Genomic DNA, 18732 nt, shown 5'->3' with positions numbered 1-18732 from the left:
ATTTGTTGAGATTATTATCAAACCTAATTATTTATGGGGGGGCATTACTTTTATGCCCTGTTCATTCTAGAGCCGAGCCTTATACATTATTGTATAGCTTGGTTCCTCCTGCTCAAGGTTTTTTCAAAGGTAGTCGAGCACCCAAGCAACCTTTGGTTGTGGATTTGGTGGGGCACACATTGACCTTGCCGCGTCAAGTAATAGGTTACACGCTCACACTTGAAAATGAGAAAGGGGAAGTCTATACCTATAATCTAATGGGTACAACTCTCCAACTTCCTCAAGATTTGAGTGGTGAGTACGAGATTACAATTTTCTATGGAAATTGTAAATATCAAGGGATAATTGAATTTAATTAAACATATAAACTTTTAAATGCAATGAAGAAAATTTTTGGATTTATATTGCTGTTGATTTCTGTAGTCATGAGTTCATGTGATACACAGACAAATGGCTTGTCAACTGAAAATATGAAGGTTAGTGACATGAATTTTGTTGGTAACCTACATAATGTGGCAATGACATATACTAAAGATAATTTTGATCTAATCGATTTTGGCGATACTCTGAGTAATATAGGCAAGGCAAAGAAAATTCTAGAATTTGATAAAAATGGGTTAAGCCAAAAGTATCCACAGTATAAGTCCTTAGAAAACTCTAACCAATATGCCCAATTTATGTTTGCAGAAAAATTCGGTAAATATTTATTATCCAATATAAAAAACTCTCGTGTAAATGAGTCAGACATTTTAGAGAGTCTTAGCGAGGGAAAGGATATAGAAACTTTAGATTTGGATAGTATGCCTAGTCTTGACCAATTTTTAACTCTTTATAAACAAGAAGGTGTATATTCTGAAAAGACATTATCTTTTATGGATAGAATTATTGCCCTTTTGAGAGCTAGCTTGGAAGGGATGGTTTCTGATGAGAATTTTATTAATGGTATAAATTCTATATCAGAGGAGTTTGATAAAGCTGGTTATGAAAAAGACTCAGTTGAAGGTGCGGCTATTGCTTCTATGTTATCCATAGCTAAATCATCTTATGAATGGTGGTATCAGAATCCTGATTATGCTGATTCTGAAAATCAAGGGAAACTCCCTCAAGTTGTTGCTATGGATCTAGGAGGAGCTTGTGCGGGAGTCATATTTCATGCTTTTCAGAATTGGAATAATAGATTGACTTGGGGAGGAGTTGGTCGTGCAGCTTTATGGGGAGCTATTGGTGGTTCAACCGGATTAGGTGGAAGAATCGGAAGATTATTTAGATAGATAATTATGTTAAAGTATATACTGGTTTCATTAACTGTAAATCTAGTTCTATCATGTTTATTTGTGGGGTTATTAAATCTCATAGGATTTTTGGATCGAGCTGATTTTCAAGAATGCTTTTCTATAATGTTTATAATAATGACAATTAGGAGTGGTTTTGATTATTATTTCAATAAAAAAAAAAGAAGGATAGGTACAAAGCCTATCCTCCTTTATCTAATTACATATGCAAACTTATTTTGTAGTTGTGAACAAGAAACTCCTATTTTAATACAAAAAGATAAGACTATTATATTTTATGTTGTTGCAGACAATGATTTATATAACTCTTCTATAGAGTTTATGAAGCAATTTGAAGATTTTCCTGATGCGGAGAATGTTAATTTATTATTTGTTTGGGCTACACCTGATGAAATGAAACTATTTAGATTGGAGCAGGATGGATTGATATGCATAAAGGAGTATGGAAAAATCAATCCTCTCAATTCTGAAACAATGTCTTGTATCATATCAAATTTAAGGCATAGTTTCCCTTCAAAAGAAACTGGGCTAATTTTATGGTCTCATGCTTTAGGTTGGTTGCCAAATGATTTCCTTTCTTCTCGAAGTTTTGGGCTTGCTAATGGTAAAACAATGAGTATTCCACAGTTAGCGATGTCGTTGAAAGACAGTTTCAATTATATTATTTTTGATGCTTGCTATATGCCCAATATTGAAGTTGTGGCTTATTTTCAACAAAAGTGTCATTATTTGTTAGCTTCTCCTATAATTGTACCAACAGATGGTATAATTGATAGTGTTAGCACCAAAACTTTGGTTTCTAGTTTGCCATTAAAGGAGCGTTTAATAGAAGTTGGACGTCATTATCTTCATAAATATGAAGAGAGAGAATGTAAAAATCATATTTCTATTAGTCTTATTGATTTGAGCCAATATTCAAATGTAAGAAAGTTATGCAGAGAGATACCTCGTCTTGAAATTAATGAAACGAATTTATTTGTATATAAGTTTCGGTATATAGATATTTTCTTTGACTGGGTGACTTTAATGAAGAGTGCGAAAATTGATACATCACACATTAATGACTTTATTGTATTTCATGGCAATTCTGAACAGGAGGAAAGAGATTATGGCTTATCTGTCTTTGTGCCAACTTCGTCAAATGTTGATTACCAATATGCTTATAAGCAAACTGTTTGGAATACAGAAGTTAATTGGTTGGACAAGTTTAAGTGATAGCTATGTTGATGCTGATGTGATAAACCAAAGGGGCATCTTATTTTTATGCTCCCTTTGGCTTTTTCTTGAAAATTCTATGAGTTTTCTGACATTAGTAAGATTACTCATCATTATCCTTATTGTTGTCGGCTACGATTTGCGGACCTCTTACCTTGTCCTTCAATCCCAGGCCTTTCTTGATTTCGATGTTCACGCCATCGCTCAAACCTGTGGTTACTTGTCGGCGCTCGTAAGTCTTCTTGTCACCGCTGCCTTTTACCACATATACAAAGGTGGAGTCGCCACTAAACTCGATGGCGCTCTCTGGCACGGTGAGCACATGCATCGCCTTCGCCAATACAATCTCGGCATTGGCACTATAGCCTGAGCGAATTTTACCGCCTTTCACCGAGCGCACGGCTGCCTTTACCTCAAACTGGTTGGCACCATTGTTCTCTACAGCCTTTGGAGAAATATACTCCAGGTCGGCATCAAACTTCAAATCCTGCATCGCTCCGATGGTAATCTTCATCGGCATTCCCACTACCAGATTGCCGACCTCGGTCTCATCGATGTTGCCACGGAAGATGAGGTCGTTCATGTTTGCTACACTGGCGATGGTGGTTCCGTCATTAAAGGTGTTGGCAAGAATCACGGAGTTACCTACTTTGACAGGAATATCGAGGATAATTCCCGAAATGGTAGAACGGATGAGGGTGGAAGAGGCGCTGGCGTTGCTCTTGGAAACACCATCACGAACCACTTCGAGCGCATCAAGGGCGGCAACCTTCTCCTCCTTTGCCTGTTGCAACGACTGTTTCACTTTGTCAAACTCATCGGCGCTGACCAGCTGCTTCTTGTAGAGCTGTTCCTCGCGACCATAGTTTACCTGTGCCTGCTTCAGGTTAATTTCGGCAAGGCGCACACGAGCCTGCGCCGAACTGAGCTGTCCCATATCCGGAATCACCTTTACCTTGGCGATTACCTCGCCTGCCTGCACGAAATCACCTGCCTGCTTGCAGATTTCGGTGATGATACCACTAATCTGAGGCTTTACGTTCACCTCGTTGCGAGGCTCTATCTTACCCGTAATCACCGTGGTTTTCAACACATCGCCCATCTTTGGGGTAAACTCGGTATATTCCACAGGCTTAGGCTGTGATTTCTCATAAAGGAACACGAAGGTTCCGATGAAAATCAAGGCGACTATCGCCGCAACTATCAACTTTGAATACTTTTTCATATCTTTTATATCTTATTTTTCTTTTATTCGTCTCTCATTGCATCTACCGGCTTGATGCTCATGGCTCGCCAGGCTGGGGCAAGTCCGGCTAGGCCGCCAAGGATGCAGATGAGGATGGCTGAAGAGATGGCCGTCCAGAAATCTACCTGGAAATGGGCGGTGAGAATGCCATCCGTGGTGTTCGCCATCTCCAGCATCTGCAGGATGGCTACTCCAAAGATGATGCCGCTCATGCCTGCCACCAGGGTGAGGAGAATACTCTCTGAGATGATTTGCGAGAGAATCATCTTCGGCGTGGCGCCGATGGCTCGGCGAATGCCTATCTCGGTGGTTCGCTCCTTCACCGTTACCATCATGATGTTGGAAACTCCGATGGCGCCGGCGAGAAGGGTGCCGATACCTACCAGCCAGATGAGGAAGTTGACGCCCTTAAACAGATTGTCGAGCATCTGGAAGAGCACCTCCGTATTGAACACCATGATTCCCTTTTCGTCTGAAGGGTCGATGTTGTGGGCCCTGGCTATGGTTTCACGCATTCGCTGGGCGATGCTGCTCATCACCACGCCCGGCTTACCGGTGGTGGCGATGATGTCGATGGCGGTTCCGCGGTTGTAGGCGGTGCGGAGCACGGTTTGCGGAATGGTGATGGTTTCGTCGGCTCTACCGCCGAAGTTCACGCCATTTCCCGAGCGGTAATCTACACCCACCACTGTGTAATAGGTGGAATCCACTCGCACGCTCTTGCCGCATGGGTCACCGCCGCCGGGGAAGAGGGTCTTGTAAATCTGTTTGCCGATGACACAAACCTTGCGCTGGTGGCGCACATCCATCTCGTTGATGTATCTGCCGTAAAACATTTTAGGCACGGAAACCTGGGCATAGTCGGGATTCACGCCCTGCGTGCTGCCGCTGAATTTCTTGTCGCCAAACACCACCGACTTGTTGCCTCCGAAGAGCAGCGGGGTGATGACATCGAGTTCGGGCACCCTGTGGCGCAGTCGCTCCAGGTCTTTCTCTTCCATCTGCCAGGAGCGTCCCTTGTTGAATCCCTTGTAAGGTTTGGTGGTGTTCTGCGCCCAGATGATGGCGGTGTTGGTGGCGAAGCCTGCGAAGTTGTTCTGCAGTATCTCCTTCAGTCCCTGGCCGCCACCCATCAGGGCGATGAGCATAAACACGCCCCAGAACACGCCGAAGCCCGTGAGCAGACTGCGGCTCTTGTTCCTCGTGATGGTGTCGAGTATTTCTTTATATGTATCTAAATCTAATCGCATAGCCTAGTCTATATATATAATAAGGTGTAAGCCTAATTAAACATTAAACACTACTCCGCTCTCAGCGCCTCTATCGGTCGGATTCTTGCAGCCTTGATGGCTGGGATGAGTCCGGCGATGGTGCCTGCGATGACGATGGCGATGGTCGCACCGATGCAGGTGCCGAGGCCCACCGTAGGGTTCACAAACATGGCGGCTTTAAACAGTCCGGTATCTACGGTGGTGTGACCGATGGTTGCGTCCATGATTTCGTTTGCCGCCACGCCGCAGACCATTCCGATGTAGCCGAAGAATGAGGTGATGATGATGCTCTCGGTGATGATGAGCTTTAGTATCGACCAAGGCTTGGCTCCGATGGCTTTTCTTACGCCAAACTCTCGGGTTCGCTCCTTCACGGTGATGAGCATGATGTTGCTTACGCCCACGATTCCGCTCAGCAGGGTGAACAGACCTACTATCCAGAGTGCCGTCTGCATGATGGCGATTCCCTGGTTCATCTGGATATTGTCCATGTATCGGTTCCAGAACCAGATGGTGCGGTCGTCATCAGGTGCAGCCTGATGGTTGTTGTTGATGCTGGCACGATAGTTCTTCTCAAACTGCTCGTTATCTTCCTGGGTCTTCAGGTTCTTGATGGTGAACTCCAGACTTCCTGCATCATCGCCTTTGGCGTAGATGGTCTTTATGGTGGAGTAGGCTATGAAGGCATCGGTATTGTTGCGCGATTCATCATCCTTGTAAATTCCCACCACCTGGAAGTTGAGGTTGCTGATCTTTACGTTCTTGCCCACCAGCGAACGGTAGTCTTTGCAGAGTTCCTTGGCCTGGCTTCGGCTCAGCACCACATTCTTGCGCTGCTCCTTCATATCGATTTCGTTGATGAATCGTCCGGCTATCATCTCCGTCTTGTCGATTTTGGGATGTGTAGGAGCCACACCCACCAACGACTGGCTTGCCACATAATTATCGCCGTAGTTGATGTTCACGTTATTCTGTTCCAATCTTCCACCCACATCATCTACATACTGACCATAGGTCTTGTTGCTGATGAGGATGTCCTTGTCGTTGAGCGTGATGCTTCTGCCTTCCTTCAGTCCCTTGTAAGCCTTGGAGGTTTCGCCTGGGAATACTCGCATGGAGTTGGCAAGGAATCGGGTGCTTTGCTGCAACTGGGCATTAATCAGTCCGTTGCCGGCGCCCAGCAGGAATATCAGCATGAAGATACCCCAGGCAACGGCAAATCCCGTGAGCGAAGTGCGGAGCTTGTTGCGCTTCGACGTACTCCATATTTCTTTGATTAATTCTCTCATGTTCCAAGTTCAAAGTTATTTCACGTAGTCTTTCGATACGAGATGATGGTCTCTGTTGTCTTCGATGCTTCCGATGAGTCCGTCCTTGATATGGATAACCTTATCGGTCTCGTTGGCAACACCGCTTTCGTGGGTTACCACCACGATGGTCATTCCCTCTTTCTGGTGCAGTTCCTTCAGCAGGTCCATCACTTCCACGCTCGTTTTGGAGTCGAGGGCTCCGGTAGGCTCATCGGCAAGGATGATTTCGGGTTTGGTGATGAGGGCACGGGCGATGGCTACACGCTGCTTCTGTCCTCCCGACATCTCGTTGGGATAATGGTTGGCCCATTGCTTCAAGCCCAGTTTGTCGAGATATTCCATCGCCAGTTCGTGGCGCTTCTTGCGGCTCACGCCCTGGTAGAAGAGTGGAAGCTCTACGTTTTCCACCGCCGTCTTGAACGAGATGAGGTTGAACGACTGGAAGATGAAGCCAATCATCTTGTTGCGGTATTCGGCAGCACGGGTTTCCGAGAGGTCTTTGATGAGCACATCATTGAGTCGGTATTCGCCCGTATCGTAGTTGTCGAGAATACCCAATATATTTAATAAGGTGGATTTTCCCGAGCCGGAAGCACCCATGATGCTGACGAACTCGCCACGTTCGATGTCGAGGTCGATGCCCTTCAGTACATGGAGTGGCTGAGCACCCTGATAGGTCTTGTTGACGTCTTTTAGATGAATTAATGACATATTACTTTCGTTTTATGGATATCAATTTAAACCATTAGACGCTTGCAACTTTCTGAAAGTTGCAAGCGTAACTCTTTTTTAAAAACGTGATTACATCCACCTTATTATATATAAGGCAAAGACTGAAGCAATAAATATATATTTGAGGATGAATAGTGTCATCATATCTTTATCTTTTTGAGATTCTTTTCCAACTCTTCCTTCACTTCGTCGATGGAGATGTCGAGAAGCTGCATTTGTCGGGCGAGTTCCGGGAGTCTTTCTTTCATAAACTCCTTCTTGCGGGTCTTTTTAATCTGCTTCTTGGCTCCAGCGGAAACAAAGTAGCCCAGGCCTCGCTTGTTGTAGATAATCTCGTCGGTGGCAAGCAGGTCGTATGCCTTCACGGCTGTGTTGGCATTTACCTCCAGCAGCACGGCGTATTCCCTGACGCTCGGTATTCGCTCGTCTTCCTTGTACTTGCCCGCCAGAATCTCATCGCTCAGTCGCTCGGCTATCTGTACGTATATTGCTTTATCATTACTGAAATTCATAATCTTCAAATTTTAATTCTTAGATGTTGATCCACTTGTTGCAGGTAACCTGCATACGGGTGAAGAGCTTGTAGGATGCCCAATAGTTGAAGGCAGCCAAAGCAAGGAAAACAAAGAATGCTGTAATTGTTATACAATAGTCAGCTGTGGAACCATTGCTGAAGTTAATATGACTGAAGAAATCAAAAACTCCAGCTTCTCCTAATTTGTTGATTATGTATCCCAAAATCATACAAAGAAGAATGCCCGTGCAAACTGTTAGCAATTCAGGCAACTTGCGATAGAATGTTCCGCCAAGTGTTGCGAAAGAATGGGAAAATAGTATGAATGAATAGAGGGTAATCCATTTCAGCCAGTCGTTGTCGAAAGGGTGAATTGTGGAAATAATATGGCTGAGCACAGTCCAGGTGATGCTGATATGAAAATCTGGAGTGATGATGAAACTAAAGATGAACAGTATAACATCGGACAAGATTACTGCTGCAAAAAGTTGAACCAAAACACCGATACTCGTCATGAGTAGTCGGGCCACAAACTTCTCTAGATTACAAGCAGGAAGCATCAGGAAACTCTCTCTTTGCAATTTAGTCTTCATGTTATTGAATATACAACTTGCCAAGACGTAGAACGCGATGAATGCTATTATAGAAAAGAACATGCAAACACTTACCTGGTATTGATGACCAGCCTGTTCTACATCGGTTGAGTTAAGCCAATATCTCATGCTAAAAAGTCGCAATACACAATAGATGGAAATGCTGAGGGTGAGACCTGCTGTAGCTCCAAGATGACGCTGCCAGTTGGTGAGAATATCCCAACGAAGTACCATGCTTAATCTATGTAAATCGAAATTCTTTTTCATAATCGTCTAATTTTTAATCGTTTAATTTTCCATTAATTACTGCATTGAAGAGCAACTCCAGGTTCATCTGTGTTTCCTGTTTCCCCTCCTGACGCTTGCAGATGGCGGCATTGCCCTGCAGGGTTGGCTCGGCGTAGAGCACGGTGTCGTCCATTTCCTGTGGGTTGCGATATTCGAAGGTGTATTTCTCGCAGATGTTTGAAATAGATGCGTCGAGCAGCAGTTGGCTCTGGTTCATGATGATGATGTGGTCGAGCAGCGACTCTACATCGTGCACCTGATGAGTTGAGATGATGAGGGTGCGGTCTTCCGTCATGTTGTTGGCGATGACCTTACGGAACTGGCTCTTCGATGGGATGTCGAGACCATTGGTTGGCTCGTCCATCAGAAGAAAGCGGGTACCCGTGGCGAGTGCGAAACTCATGAATACCTTCTTCTTCTGTCCCATCGAGAGTTCGTTCAACTTGAGAGAGAGTGGTAAATCAAAATCCTTGAGGCAACGGTCCAGCACTTCCTGCGAGAAGTTAGGATAGAATCCCTGGTTCATCTTCACGTAGGTGGCGAGGGAAACGTTGGGCAGTTCAAACTCTTCGGGCACCATGAAGATGTCCTTCAGCATCTCGGCTTTGCGATCTTGTGCCGAAATGCCATCCACGAGAATGGTACCTTGTTGCTGGCGGAGCAATCCGCTGATGAGGTAGAGCAGGGTGCTCTTGCCTGTACCATTCTTACCGAGCAAGCCATAAATGTTGTTCTCCTTGAGTTCCAAAGAGAAATCTCTAAATACAAGGTGCTTGCTACCTGGGTATCTGAAATCAATGTCTTTAATCTGTATCATAATCTTTAATGTTTTAGTGTACTACTTCAATAGAACACTGCAAAGGTATGCTTTTCTGCGATAAGTTCCAAACTTTGGGGCAATTATTTTCATACTTTAACGTATTGTTAACAATTCCACCTTATTATATTATAAGAAGAGTATGATATGGATGAATGTCTTGTAATATTTGATACTTTTTATTAAGTCGTTTAGATATATTTCATGAGAATGTCCCAAACGGCGATGATGTGGCAGACACTACCTGCCAGTACAAAGAAATGGAACACGGAATGCATGTATTTCTTCTTGTTGATACTGTAGAACACAGCACCCGTGATGTAGCAAATACCTTCTGCAATAATCCACCAGACTGTGGCTGGGGAAACAGAATCGATAAGCGGCTTGAAGGCAACGAGAACAGAGAGACCCATGCCGACAAAGCAGAGCGTCTCTAAGTTGCTGTGGTCCTTGAGCTTGGCAAAACTCATGACGGTTCCGGCAATGGCGCAAGCCCAGATAAAGATAAAAAGGCTCCATCCCCAATATCCCTGTTCGCGCATGGCTATGAGCGTGATAGGGGAGTAGGAACCGGCAATATGCCAGTAGATGGCGGCATGATCCCACTTGCGCAGCCGTTCCTTCCACTTGCTCCAGGCAGAAATGGCATGATAGGTGGTGGAAGCGATGTATGACATGAGCATACCGAAAAGATAGAGGATGATGCCCGCTGTGGCCCAACCATTGTGCTGAGTGAAACACCAATAGAGGAAGATGATGCCCACGATGACACCCAGCAGGATGCCTCCGGCATGAGACCAGGAGTTCCAGAGTTCCTCCTTATGGTTGAAATGAATTTTGAGTTTCATATTGCTTAATTATGTTTTTATCTTTAATACCTTTCTATTAAACCTGTTTATTTCTATTGCTTTTATATCTTGTATTCGTGGACAAAATTAGTATTATTATCTGAAATGCACAAACTTTTTTTCATAAATCTTCTCAAGAGATGATTTCGCATCTCTTTCCTATTGATTTTTCTTTGCTTTATTTATCAATTTCTTGCCCTTTTCTGCTTTCTCCTGAAAATAAATTAAAAAAGTATTGGTATGTATTGCTCTTTTTTATATTTTTGCATTCGAAAACAGAAGAAAATCGTGTAATACTAATAACTGAACGATATATCATGAAGTTAAAATCAATTGCTTTCTTACTCTTGACCATTGCTTTGCCTGCGATGGCAGAAAAGGTATCGGTGAATACAGGGAAAATGTCGCTTGTTCTTGATGTAGAGAACGGCAAGCCTGCCCAGTATCTCTATTTCGGTACCAGGTTGAATAACGCAGATTTACAGAATCTGAAAGTGGCAGATAATGGTCGTATGGATGCTTATCCTGCTTATGGTTTGAATACCCCTGCTGAGGCTGCGCTCGCCATGCGTCATAGCGATGGAAATCTCTCTACTGCACTCGTGGCAACCGGAAGCGATGTGAAAGCGGAAGGAAATACTACCGTCACTACCATCCATCTCAAGGATCCTGTATATCGTATAAAGGTGGATTTGAAATATCGCACATATAGTGATGTGGATATGATTGAGGCTTGGACGGAAATCCAGAACGGCGAGAAGGGAACGGTCACTCTGACTACTTTCGCATCTGCCATGCTTCCTATCCGCCGCGGGGATGTCTGGATGAGCCATCTCTCTGGCACTTGGGCGAACGAGGGACAACTCAGTCACGAGAAACTGCAACCAGGCGAATTTGTTATCCGCAACAACGACGGTACTCGAAATTCTCATACCGATCATGGTGAAGTGATGTTCTCACTCAATGGCAAGGGACAGGAGAATACGGGTGATGTCATTGGCGCAGCGCTTGTATATAGCGGCAACTATAAGTTGAAAACGGTTACCGACGATACGGAATATCACTACTTCTTTGCTGGTATCAATGAGCAGAATTCTGAGTATCATCTGAAGAAAGGTGAGACTTTCAAGACTCCAGCTCTCGCTTTGACTTATTCCACAGAAGGTTTGAGTGGCGCAAGTCGCAATTTCCATAAATGGGGACGTAAGTATATCCTCGCTCATGGTGACAAGGAGCGTGACATCCTTTTGAACTCCTGGGAGGGCGTTTATTTCGATATCAATCAGAAGGGGATGGACCAGATGATGGCCGACATACATAGCATGGGAGGTGAACTCTTTGTGATGGATGACGGATGGTTTGGCAAGAAATATCCTCGTAAGACAGACAACTGTGCACTTGGCGACTGGGTGGTTGATACCGAAAAATTGCCTGATGGCATAGAGGGTTTGCTTCGTGATGCCAAGAAAAACGGCGTGAAATTTGGTATTTGGATTGAACCGGAAATGACCAATTCTGTAAGTGAACTTTATGAGAAACATCCAGACTGGGTCATCAAGGCTCCTAAGCGTGATGCAGTATTGGGACGTGGCGGTACGCAGCTGGTTCTCGATCTGTCCAATCCGAAGGTACAGGACTTTGTTTATGGTGTGGTTGACAATTTGCTGACCAAGTATCCTGAGATTGCTTACATCAAGTGGGATGCCAACATGGCCATTATGAATCATGGAAGCCAATATCTACCAATGGCAGATCAGAGTCATCTCTATATCGCTTATCATCAGGGATTTGCCAAAGTTATCGACCGTATCCGTGCCAAATATAAAGATGTAGTTATCCAGTGCTGTGCGAGTGGTGGTGGTAGAGCCAACTGGGGAATGCTCCGTGGCTTCGACGAGTTTTGGGTGAGCGATAATACCGATGCCCTCCAGCGTATCTACATGCAGTATGGTACCAGCTATTTCTTCCCAGCCATCGCTATGGCAAGCCATATCTCTGCGGTTCCTAATCATACCGTCTTCCGTACCACTTCCTTGAAGTATCGTATTGATGTGGCGATGAGCGGTCGTCTGGGTATGGAAATCCAGCCTAAGAATATGACTGATGAAGAGAAGGCGCTTTGCAAGAAAGCCATTTCTGAGTATAAGGAAATCCGCCCTGTTGTACAGTTTGGTGATCTCTATCGCTTGGTTTCACCATACGATAATCAGGGTTTGTCTTCCATCATGTATGTAAGCGAGGCAAAGGACAAGGCTGTGTTCTATTGGTGGAAGATAGCTAATTTCTATAATGTACATTTGCCATTAGTCAAGATGGCTGGTTTGGATGCCAATAAGATGTATAAGGTACGTGAGCTGGATGTCATCGACAACAAGCCTCTCGACTGCGAGGGTAAGTCCTATTCGGGTAAGTATTTGATGGAACATGGTTTGGAAATGCCTTACACCAATGAAGTAGATTGGGGCAAGAAAACAGACTGGTCTTCACGAGTGCTCTATTTGGAGGCTCAGTAATTCATCGCTTTAGCGGTGATTATCTGCTGATAATTCAATAGGTCATCACATATAATTTTACACAAAAAGAGGGTGTGTCGTATTTTTTCTATGACACACCCTTGTTTTTTCTGCGAAAAAGTTCTATGGTTTTATGCCTCATCCTATTGCTACCATGAATTTTTCTCAAGGTGCATGACCAAGGATCGACTGAAATTCGCTGTCTTGAAAGGAGTATAATTTGCTGATTTCCAGGAATATAACTGGTAAAAAATCCACATGACCTAACGATGCGCTTCTTTAACACCTAATGATGCGCTTTATTAACACCTAACGATGCGCTTTATTAATACCTAACGATGCGCATCATTAGACCTTAATAAAGCGCATCATTAGAGTTCGTGCTTGCACTTCTTTAGAGGAAATGCTGAGCTTAAATATAATTTTGTTAATAAAAATGATTGATTTTTGTTGCCTATAGCTACAGTATCTTTTTGTATTTCAATTACCAACAGCAACCTACCTAATTAATTTTAACTTAATTTATTCAAGTTGCGAAAAAGGGTGCGTCATGAACTTATGACACACCCTCTTGTGATTATAGTGTAATATAATGTTTCTTATAATTACTTCCAAGGATTCTCTGTAGGATAAGGCAAAGTTGCTGGCTGGTTGTAAGCGATGTCCTTGATGCCGAGATACTTGAATACCTCAAACAGGGTCTTGCCTACGTGAGAGAATGCTACGGCTCCATGATGTGGATAACCCTTCTGGATCAATACGTGGCGGTAGAAACGACCCATCTCTTTGATAGCGAAGATACCGATACCACCGAATGAACGGGTAGGAACGTCGAGAACTTCTCCTTCGGCAATGTAGCTGCGGAGATTGCCCTCTGAATCGCACTGCAAGCGATAGAATGTGATGTCTGAAGCTGCTATGTCTCCTTCCAGAGTACCACGGGTAAAGTCTGGTTTGCCGCCATTCTCCAACAAACGGTTCTGAATCAACTGATACTTGATGGCACGGGTAGAACACATCTTGCACTGAGGCGTGTTACCGCAGTGGAAGCCCATGAAGGTATCGGTCAATTTGTAGTCGTACTTGCCAACGATGTCCTCATCATAGATGTACTTAGGTACTGAGTTGTTGATGTCGAGCAATGTTACTGTATCGTCGGAAGCACACATACCGATATACTCAGAGAGTGCACCATAGATATCTACCTCGCAAGCTACAGGGATGCCACGGCTTACCAAACGGCTGTTTACATAGCATGGCTCAAAACCGAACTGGCTTGGGAATGCAGGCCAGCACTTGTCGGCAAATGCTACATACTGGCGTGAACCCTTGTGGTTCTCTGCCCAGTCGAGCAATGTCAACTCAAACTGTGCCATGCGGCGGCTCAAGTCAGGATAGTACTTGCCTTCGCCCATTTCTTCCGCCATATCCTTGCATACATCATCGATGCGTGGGTCGTTCTCATGTTCCTTATAAGATACGAGAAGGTCGAGCTCTGAATTTTCCTCGATTTCTACACCCAGTTCATACAAGCCCTTGATAGGAGCATTGCAAGCGAAGAAATCCTGAGGACGAGGACCGAATGTAATGATCTTTAAACCCTTCAAACCGAGAATGACACGAGCCACTGGTACGAAGTCTGCTATCATCTTTGCTACATCCTCTGCTGTGCCTACTGGGTACTCAGGAATATATCCCTTCAAGTGGCGCATACCGAGGTTGTAAGAGCAGTTGAGCATACCGCAATATGCATCGCCACGACCATTGATCATGTCGCCATCGCCTTCTGCTGCAGCAACAAACATTACTGGGCCATCAAAGTTTTTGGCAATCAATGTCTCTGGTGTCTCTGGACCAAAGTTGCCAAGGAATACAACTAATGCATTGCAACCCTGCTCTTTCACATCAGCTACAGCCTTGAGCATATCTTGCTCATTTTCTACTGTTGTCTTGCAGTTGTACAAGTCACCTTTGTATTCTTTTACGATGTTCTCACGACGCTGAGTAGAGAGAGCAATAGGGAAACAGTCACGGCTAACGGCAATGATACCGAGCTTGACTACTGGAATGTTTTTGCTTACCATAATAGTATTGTTTTTGTATATTAATTATTTAGATTCTTTAAGTTTTGTCACTGCGAATTCAGATTTCTTCCTTCGCTTGTTTATAGGGGTGTCTCCATATAAATGGAAATTTTCTGACCACAAAAGTACAATTTTAATTTGAATCTACCAATGGTTTTAAGATTATTTATCGTGAAATAACGCCAGAGAATGAGTGTTTCTTTACTAATGAAACATAACGATAGGTAAATGAGACATTTTATGCGGTTGTTTTCGAAGTGCAAATGACTTGTTTGCGACCCGTATCTCTGAAAGATAGAAATCTGGGCTTCGGGTTTACGGGTGGTGTCTGACTTGTGCACCATTGCACTTCTCGGGGGCACCATAGTGCTCTTACCCGAGCACTATGGTGCCCTTGCCTTGGCACAATAGTGCCCTTCCTAAGGCGCTTTGCAAGCTTGGCGAAACAAGAATATCTGCTTGGCATTCTGTTCTCATATTTTCTTAATTATAGAAAATGTTTGTTGCGGTCTTTATATAAAAATAAATGTGGTAGATTTTAGAAAAATCTTTATAGCGCAGAAAATTTAAAATGGAAATACGATTTTACCCTTCACCCTTCACCTGTTCGCCAGAAAAGCCGATAAATACTGGGGATTCGTGGGTGAATGGTAAAATTTAACCCTTCACCACCCTTCACCGCCCTTCATCTTTTTTGCCGTTTTTAGCCTTTTTTTAGCTTGGATTGACGGGTTCTTCGTTTTATTTGAAATTTGGCTGATTATGAAAAATATATATATTTCCGTTTAAATCCGATGAGAAAAATTGCATCATGGACTTATGACACACACACTCTCTTGATCTTAATAGACGACTGCTTTTGGTCTTAATAGACGACCAGTTTTAGCCTTCATAGTAGGTTTTTAGGGTAAATGCGATTTTTAGATTGAGGTGATGGGAGGTGAAGGGTGGTGAAGGGTGGTTTTTAGTTGTTTTGTCTATAACTATCTGTATGCCAGATATTTATATTGATAGGGTGAAGGGTGAAGGCTTTTTCTCGTTTCGCTTTTCAAATTTCCAATTATATTATGTTTATGCCTGTGTATGCATGCCAGCGTGCACAGGCGGGAGTGCGTATGTATATTATAATGTGCACTTGCATTAATTATCTCTCAATATGTAATCAAATGTTAAAATTATGCTATTTTTGAAACTTTTTTCTCGAAATATTTGGTGGAATGAAAAATAGTTAGTACTTTTGCACTCGCTTTTGAGAAATACACTTTCTCTTAGCAACAAAAGAAAGTTAGTGCAAGTCGAATACAATGAAATTTATTTCGATTGTTGAGCGCAGCCTAACTTGCGAAGAAAGAGTTCTTTGAAAGATTTTACATAAACAGACAAGTAGTACAAGAAGCGGTTAACTTCTTAGAAATGAGAAGATTAACTGGGTAAAAGAAACGAACCGTCAAGAAATTGACAAGTCAGGTTTACTAAGCTTCAATAAACGAAAAAGGATATTCGTCCTAAGTACAGACAACAAACACCGATTGTTCCAGCAATGGAATAAGAAGTAAAAATGATATTTTACAATGGAGAGTTTGATCCTGGCTCAGGATGAACGCTAGCTACAGGCTTAACACATGCAAGTCGAGGGGAAACGACATCGAAAGCTTGCTTTTGATGGGCGTCGACCGGCGCACGGGTGAGTAACGCGTATCCAACCTGCCCACCACTTGGGGATAACCTTGCGAAAGTAAGACTAATACCCAATGATATCCCACGAAGGCATCCGAATGGGATTAAAGATTTATCGGTGATGGATGGGGATGCGTCTGATTAGCTTGTTGGCGGGGTAACGGCCCACCAAGGCAACGATCAGTAGGGGTTCTGAGAGGAAGGTCCCCCACATTGGAACTGAGACACGGTCCAAACTCCTACGGGAGGCAGCAGTGAGGAATATTGGTCAATGGGCGAGAGCCTGAACCAGCCAAGTAGCGTGCAGGATGACGGCCCTATGGGTTGTAAACTGCTTTTATAAGGGAATAAAGTGGGTCACGTGTGACTTTTTGCATGTACCTTATGAATAAGGACCGGCTAATTCCGTGCCAGCAGCCGCGGTAATACGGAAGGTCCGGGCGTTATCCGGATTTATTGGGTTTAAAGGGAGCGTAGGCCGGAGATTAAGCGTGTTGTGAAATGTAGTGGCTCAACCTCTGCACTGCAGCGCGAACTGGTCTTCTTGAGTACGCACAACGTGGGCGGAATTCGTGGTGTAGCGGTGAAATGCTTAGATATCACGAAGAACTCCGATTGCGAAGGCAGCTCACGGGAGCGCAACTGACGCTGAAGCTCGAAAGTGCGGGTATCGAACAGGATTAGATACCCTGGTAGTCCGCACGGTAAACGATGGATGCCCGCTGTTGGCCTGAATAGGTCAGCGGCCAAGCGAAAGCATTAAGCATCCCACCTGGGGAGTACGCCGGCAACGGTGAAACTCAAAGGAATTGACGGGGGCCCGCACAAGCGGAGGAACATGTGGTTTAATTCGATGATACGCGAGGAACCTTACCCGGGCTTGAATTGCAGAGGAAGGATTTGGAGACAATGACGCCCTTCGGGGCCTCTGTGAAGGTGCTGCATGGTTGTCGTCAGCTCGTGCCGTGAGGTGTCGGCTTAAGTGCCATAACGAGCGCAACCCCTCTCCTTAGTTGCCATCAGGTCAAGCTGGGCACTCTGGGGACACTGCCACCGTAAGGTGTGAGGAAGGTGGGGATGACGTCAAATCAGCACGGCCCTTACGTCCGGGGCTACACACGTGTTACAATGGCAGGTACAGAGAGATGGTGTTCTGCAAAGCGCATCAAATCCTTAAAGCCTGTCTCAGTTCGGACTGGGGTCTGCAACCCGACCCCACGAAGCTGGATTCGCTAGTAATCGCGCATCAGCCATGGCGCGGTGAATACGTTCCCGGGCCTTGTACACACCGCCCGTCAAGCCATGAAAGCCGGGGGCGCCTGAAGTCCGTGACCGTAAGGAGCGGCCTAGGGCGAAACTGGTAATTGGGGCTAAGTCGTAACAAGGTAGCCGTACCGGAAGGTGCGGCTGGAACACCTCCTTTCTGGAGAGACGAATTTCCTATGAAGTGATAGGAAATCTGATTAAAAGTTCGCTTCTCTTCTTGTACGCACCATCTGTTTGATTAAATACAGGAGACAGGGAATCCTGAAATATCTGGTTTACACCTTATATAATATATAGGACGGCCCGAAAGAATGGTTCAACTCCACAATCTCCACTATGCCTTTCAAGGCAAGAAGATCTTTGACATATTGACACAAGCAAAACTGTAAGTAATGAACTTTAGTTCAGACTAAAGTAAATCAAATCGCAAGATGAGATTTCACTTTGTTAGAATACAGCTGAAAGTATGAGCTACTTATTCGCTGTTCGGAAACGAATAGCAAATACAGTCGTAAAGAAAGTAAGAAAGGGCGTATGGCGGATGCCTAGGCTCACGGAGGCGATGAAGGACGTGATAAGCTGCGATAAGCTTCGGGTAGGTGCAAATAACCCTTGATCCGAAGATTTCCGAATGGGACAACCTAGCCGTCTGAAGGACGGTTACTAGCACTTATGTGTTAGAGCTAACGCAGGGAACTGAAACATCTTAGTACCTGCAGGAAGAGAAAATAAATGAATGATTCCCCCAGTAGTGGCGAGCGAACGGGGAACAGCCCAAACCGTTGACGTCGCAAGGCGCCATCGGGGTTGTAGGACCGCGACATTGTATTGAAATGGTGAGTGGAAGTATCTGGAAAGTTACATCACAGAAGGTGATAGTCCTGTACACGAAGCCAAATCAAGCATAGCGGTATCCTGAGTAACGCGGGACACGAGGAATCCTGCGCGAATCTGCCGGGACCATCCGGTAAGGCTAAATACTCCCGTGAGACCGATAGCGAACGAGTACTGTGAAGGAAAGGTGAAAAGAACCCCGAGCAGGGGAGTGAAATAGTTCCTGAAACCA

The 18732-nt window shown here is 44.4% G+C and carries 13 protein-coding genes and 2 rRNA genes (1 of these 15 cut by a window edge); 6 read left to right on the top strand and 9 right to left on the bottom strand.

Annotated elements, in window-relative coordinates:
- Nucleotides 1–2 precede the first annotated feature (2 nt).
- Genes KUA50_RS11635 through KUA50_RS11625 form a run of 3 tightly spaced genes read left to right on the top strand, consistent with a single transcriptional unit; the run spans nucleotide 3 to nucleotide 2507 of the window.
- Nucleotides 3–359: a hypothetical protein gene (locus KUA50_RS11635; RefSeq protein ID WP_218457522.1), complete on the top strand. Its 357-nt coding sequence runs from the start codon at nucleotides 3–5 to the stop codon at nucleotides 357–359.
- Nucleotides 360–380: 21 nt separating this feature from the next.
- Complete coding sequence (locus tag KUA50_RS11630) at nucleotides 381–1271, top strand: hypothetical protein (RefSeq protein ID WP_178464162.1); 891 nt, start codon at nucleotides 381–383, stop codon at nucleotides 1269–1271.
- A gap of 6 nt (nucleotides 1272–1277) precedes the next feature.
- A complete protein-coding gene (locus tag KUA50_RS11625) occupies nucleotides 1278–2507 on the top strand; it encodes a clostripain-related cysteine peptidase (RefSeq protein ID WP_218457523.1) in 1230 nt (409 codons plus the stop codon).
- A gap of 103 nt (nucleotides 2508–2610) precedes the next feature.
- On the opposite strand, the gene KUA50_RS11620 is transcribed toward KUA50_RS11625, so the two are convergent.
- The 8 genes from KUA50_RS11620 to trhA all read right to left on the bottom strand — a co-directional run bounded on the left by KUA50_RS11620 (nucleotide 2611) and on the right by trhA (nucleotide 10126).
- Nucleotides 2611–3732: an efflux RND transporter periplasmic adaptor subunit gene (locus KUA50_RS11620; protein WP_218457524.1), complete on the bottom strand. Its 1122-nt coding sequence runs from the start codon at nucleotides 3730–3732 to the stop codon at nucleotides 2611–2613.
- Nucleotides 3733–3755: 23 nt separating this feature from the next.
- The gene (locus KUA50_RS11615) at nucleotides 3756–5003 is read right to left on the bottom strand and encodes an ABC transporter permease (protein ID WP_218457525.1); all 1248 of its coding nucleotides are present in this window, start codon (nucleotides 5001–5003) and stop codon (nucleotides 3756–3758) included.
- A gap of 50 nt (nucleotides 5004–5053) precedes the next feature.
- Nucleotides 5054–6313 carry an ABC transporter permease gene (locus KUA50_RS11610; RefSeq protein ID WP_218457526.1) on the bottom strand — a complete coding sequence of 420 codons (1260 nt, stop codon included), beginning with the start codon at nucleotides 6311–6313 and terminating at the stop codon, nucleotides 5054–5056.
- Nucleotides 6314–6328: 15 nt separating this feature from the next.
- Nucleotides 6329–7045: an ABC transporter ATP-binding protein gene (locus KUA50_RS11605; protein ID WP_117695647.1), complete on the bottom strand. Its 717-nt coding sequence runs from the start codon at nucleotides 7043–7045 to the stop codon at nucleotides 6329–6331.
- Between the two features lie 161 nt (nucleotides 7046–7206).
- The gene (locus tag KUA50_RS11600) at nucleotides 7207–7578 is read right to left on the bottom strand and encodes a GntR family transcriptional regulator (protein ID WP_117695648.1); all 372 of its coding nucleotides are present in this window, start codon (nucleotides 7576–7578) and stop codon (nucleotides 7207–7209) included.
- 19 nt (nucleotides 7579–7597) lie between these two features.
- The gene (locus KUA50_RS11595; RefSeq protein ID WP_218457527.1) at nucleotides 7598–8440 is read right to left on the bottom strand and encodes a hypothetical protein; all 843 of its coding nucleotides are present in this window, start codon (nucleotides 8438–8440) and stop codon (nucleotides 7598–7600) included.
- A gap of 13 nt (nucleotides 8441–8453) precedes the next feature.
- On the bottom strand, nucleotides 8454–9278 hold the full coding sequence (locus KUA50_RS11590) for an ATP-binding cassette domain-containing protein (protein WP_218415207.1): 825 nt from the start codon (nucleotides 9276–9278) through the stop codon (nucleotides 8454–8456).
- A 191-nt stretch (nucleotides 9279–9469) separates the two neighbouring features.
- Entirely contained in the window at nucleotides 9470–10126 is a 657-nt protein-coding gene (gene trhA / locus KUA50_RS11585; protein WP_134844520.1) for a PAQR family membrane homeostasis protein TrhA, read from the bottom strand.
- Nucleotides 10127–10443: 317 nt separating this feature from the next.
- On the opposite strand from trhA, the gene KUA50_RS11580 reads away from it, so the two are divergent.
- Nucleotides 10444–12639, top strand: a complete 2196-nt coding sequence (locus KUA50_RS11580; protein WP_218457528.1) for an alpha-galactosidase — start codon at nucleotides 10444–10446, stop codon at nucleotides 12637–12639.
- 605 nt (nucleotides 12640–13244) lie between these two features.
- Here the strand turns inward: KUA50_RS11580 and KUA50_RS11575 are convergent.
- Nucleotides 13245–14723, bottom strand: a complete 1479-nt coding sequence (locus KUA50_RS11575; protein WP_218457529.1) for an L-fucose/L-arabinose isomerase family protein — start codon at nucleotides 14721–14723, stop codon at nucleotides 13245–13247.
- 1568 nt (nucleotides 14724–16291) lie between these two features.
- Between KUA50_RS11575 and KUA50_RS11570 the strand changes: the two genes are divergently transcribed.
- Nucleotides 16292–17823: ribosomal RNA gene (locus tag KUA50_RS11570) — 16S ribosomal RNA — on the top strand.
- A gap of 357 nt (nucleotides 17824–18180) precedes the next feature.
- A 23S ribosomal RNA gene (locus KUA50_RS11565) occupies nucleotides 18181–18732 on the top strand (it continues 2345 nt past the right edge of the window).
- Together the 16S and 23S rRNA genes form the textbook arrangement of a ribosomal RNA operon.

Source organism: Segatella hominis (assembly GCF_019249725.2).
Taxonomy (GTDB): Bacteria; Bacteroidota; Bacteroidia; order Bacteroidales; family Bacteroidaceae; genus Prevotella.
Note: the sequence above shows the minus strand (reverse complement) of the source record. Positions and strands in the feature narration are given on the sequence as shown.

What these genes read in the sequence shown, in the direction of transcription:
- KUA50_RS11630 (WP_178464162.1), top strand. Translation starts at nt 381, where the DNA reads ATGAAGAAAATTTTTGGATTTATATTGCTGTTGATTTCTGTAGTCATG.
- KUA50_RS11625 (WP_218457523.1), top strand. Translation starts at nt 1,278, where the DNA reads ATGTTAAAGTATATACTGGTTTCATTAACTGTAAATCTAGTTCTATCA.
- KUA50_RS11620 (WP_218457524.1), bottom strand. Translation starts at nt 3,732, where the DNA reads ATGAAAAAGTATTCAAAGTTGATAGTTGCGGCGATAGTCGCCTTGATT.
- KUA50_RS11615 (WP_218457525.1), bottom strand. Translation starts at nt 5,003, where the DNA reads ATGCGATTAGATTTAGATACATATAAAGAAATACTCGACACCATCACG.
- KUA50_RS11610 (WP_218457526.1), bottom strand. Translation starts at nt 6,313, where the DNA reads ATGAGAGAATTAATCAAAGAAATATGGAGTACGTCGAAGCGCAACAAG.
- KUA50_RS11605 (WP_117695647.1), bottom strand. Translation starts at nt 7,045, where the DNA reads ATGTCATTAATTCATCTAAAAGACGTCAACAAGACCTATCAGGGTGCT.
- KUA50_RS11600 (WP_117695648.1), bottom strand. Translation starts at nt 7,578, where the DNA reads ATGAATTTCAGTAATGATAAAGCAATATACGTACAGATAGCCGAGCGA.
- KUA50_RS11595 (WP_218457527.1), bottom strand. Translation starts at nt 8,440, where the DNA reads ATGAAAAAGAATTTCGATTTACATAGATTAAGCATGGTACTTCGTTGG.
- KUA50_RS11590 (WP_218415207.1), bottom strand. Translation starts at nt 9,278, where the DNA reads ATGATACAGATTAAAGACATTGATTTCAGATACCCAGGTAGCAAGCAC.
- trhA (WP_134844520.1), bottom strand. Translation starts at nt 10,126, where the DNA reads ATGAAACTCAAAATTCATTTCAACCATAAGGAGGAACTCTGGAACTCC.
- KUA50_RS11580 (WP_218457528.1), top strand. Translation starts at nt 10,444, where the DNA reads ATGAAGTTAAAATCAATTGCTTTCTTACTCTTGACCATTGCTTTGCCT.
- KUA50_RS11575 (WP_218457529.1), bottom strand. Translation starts at nt 14,723, where the DNA reads ATGGTAAGCAAAAACATTCCAGTAGTCAAGCTCGGTATCATTGCCGTT.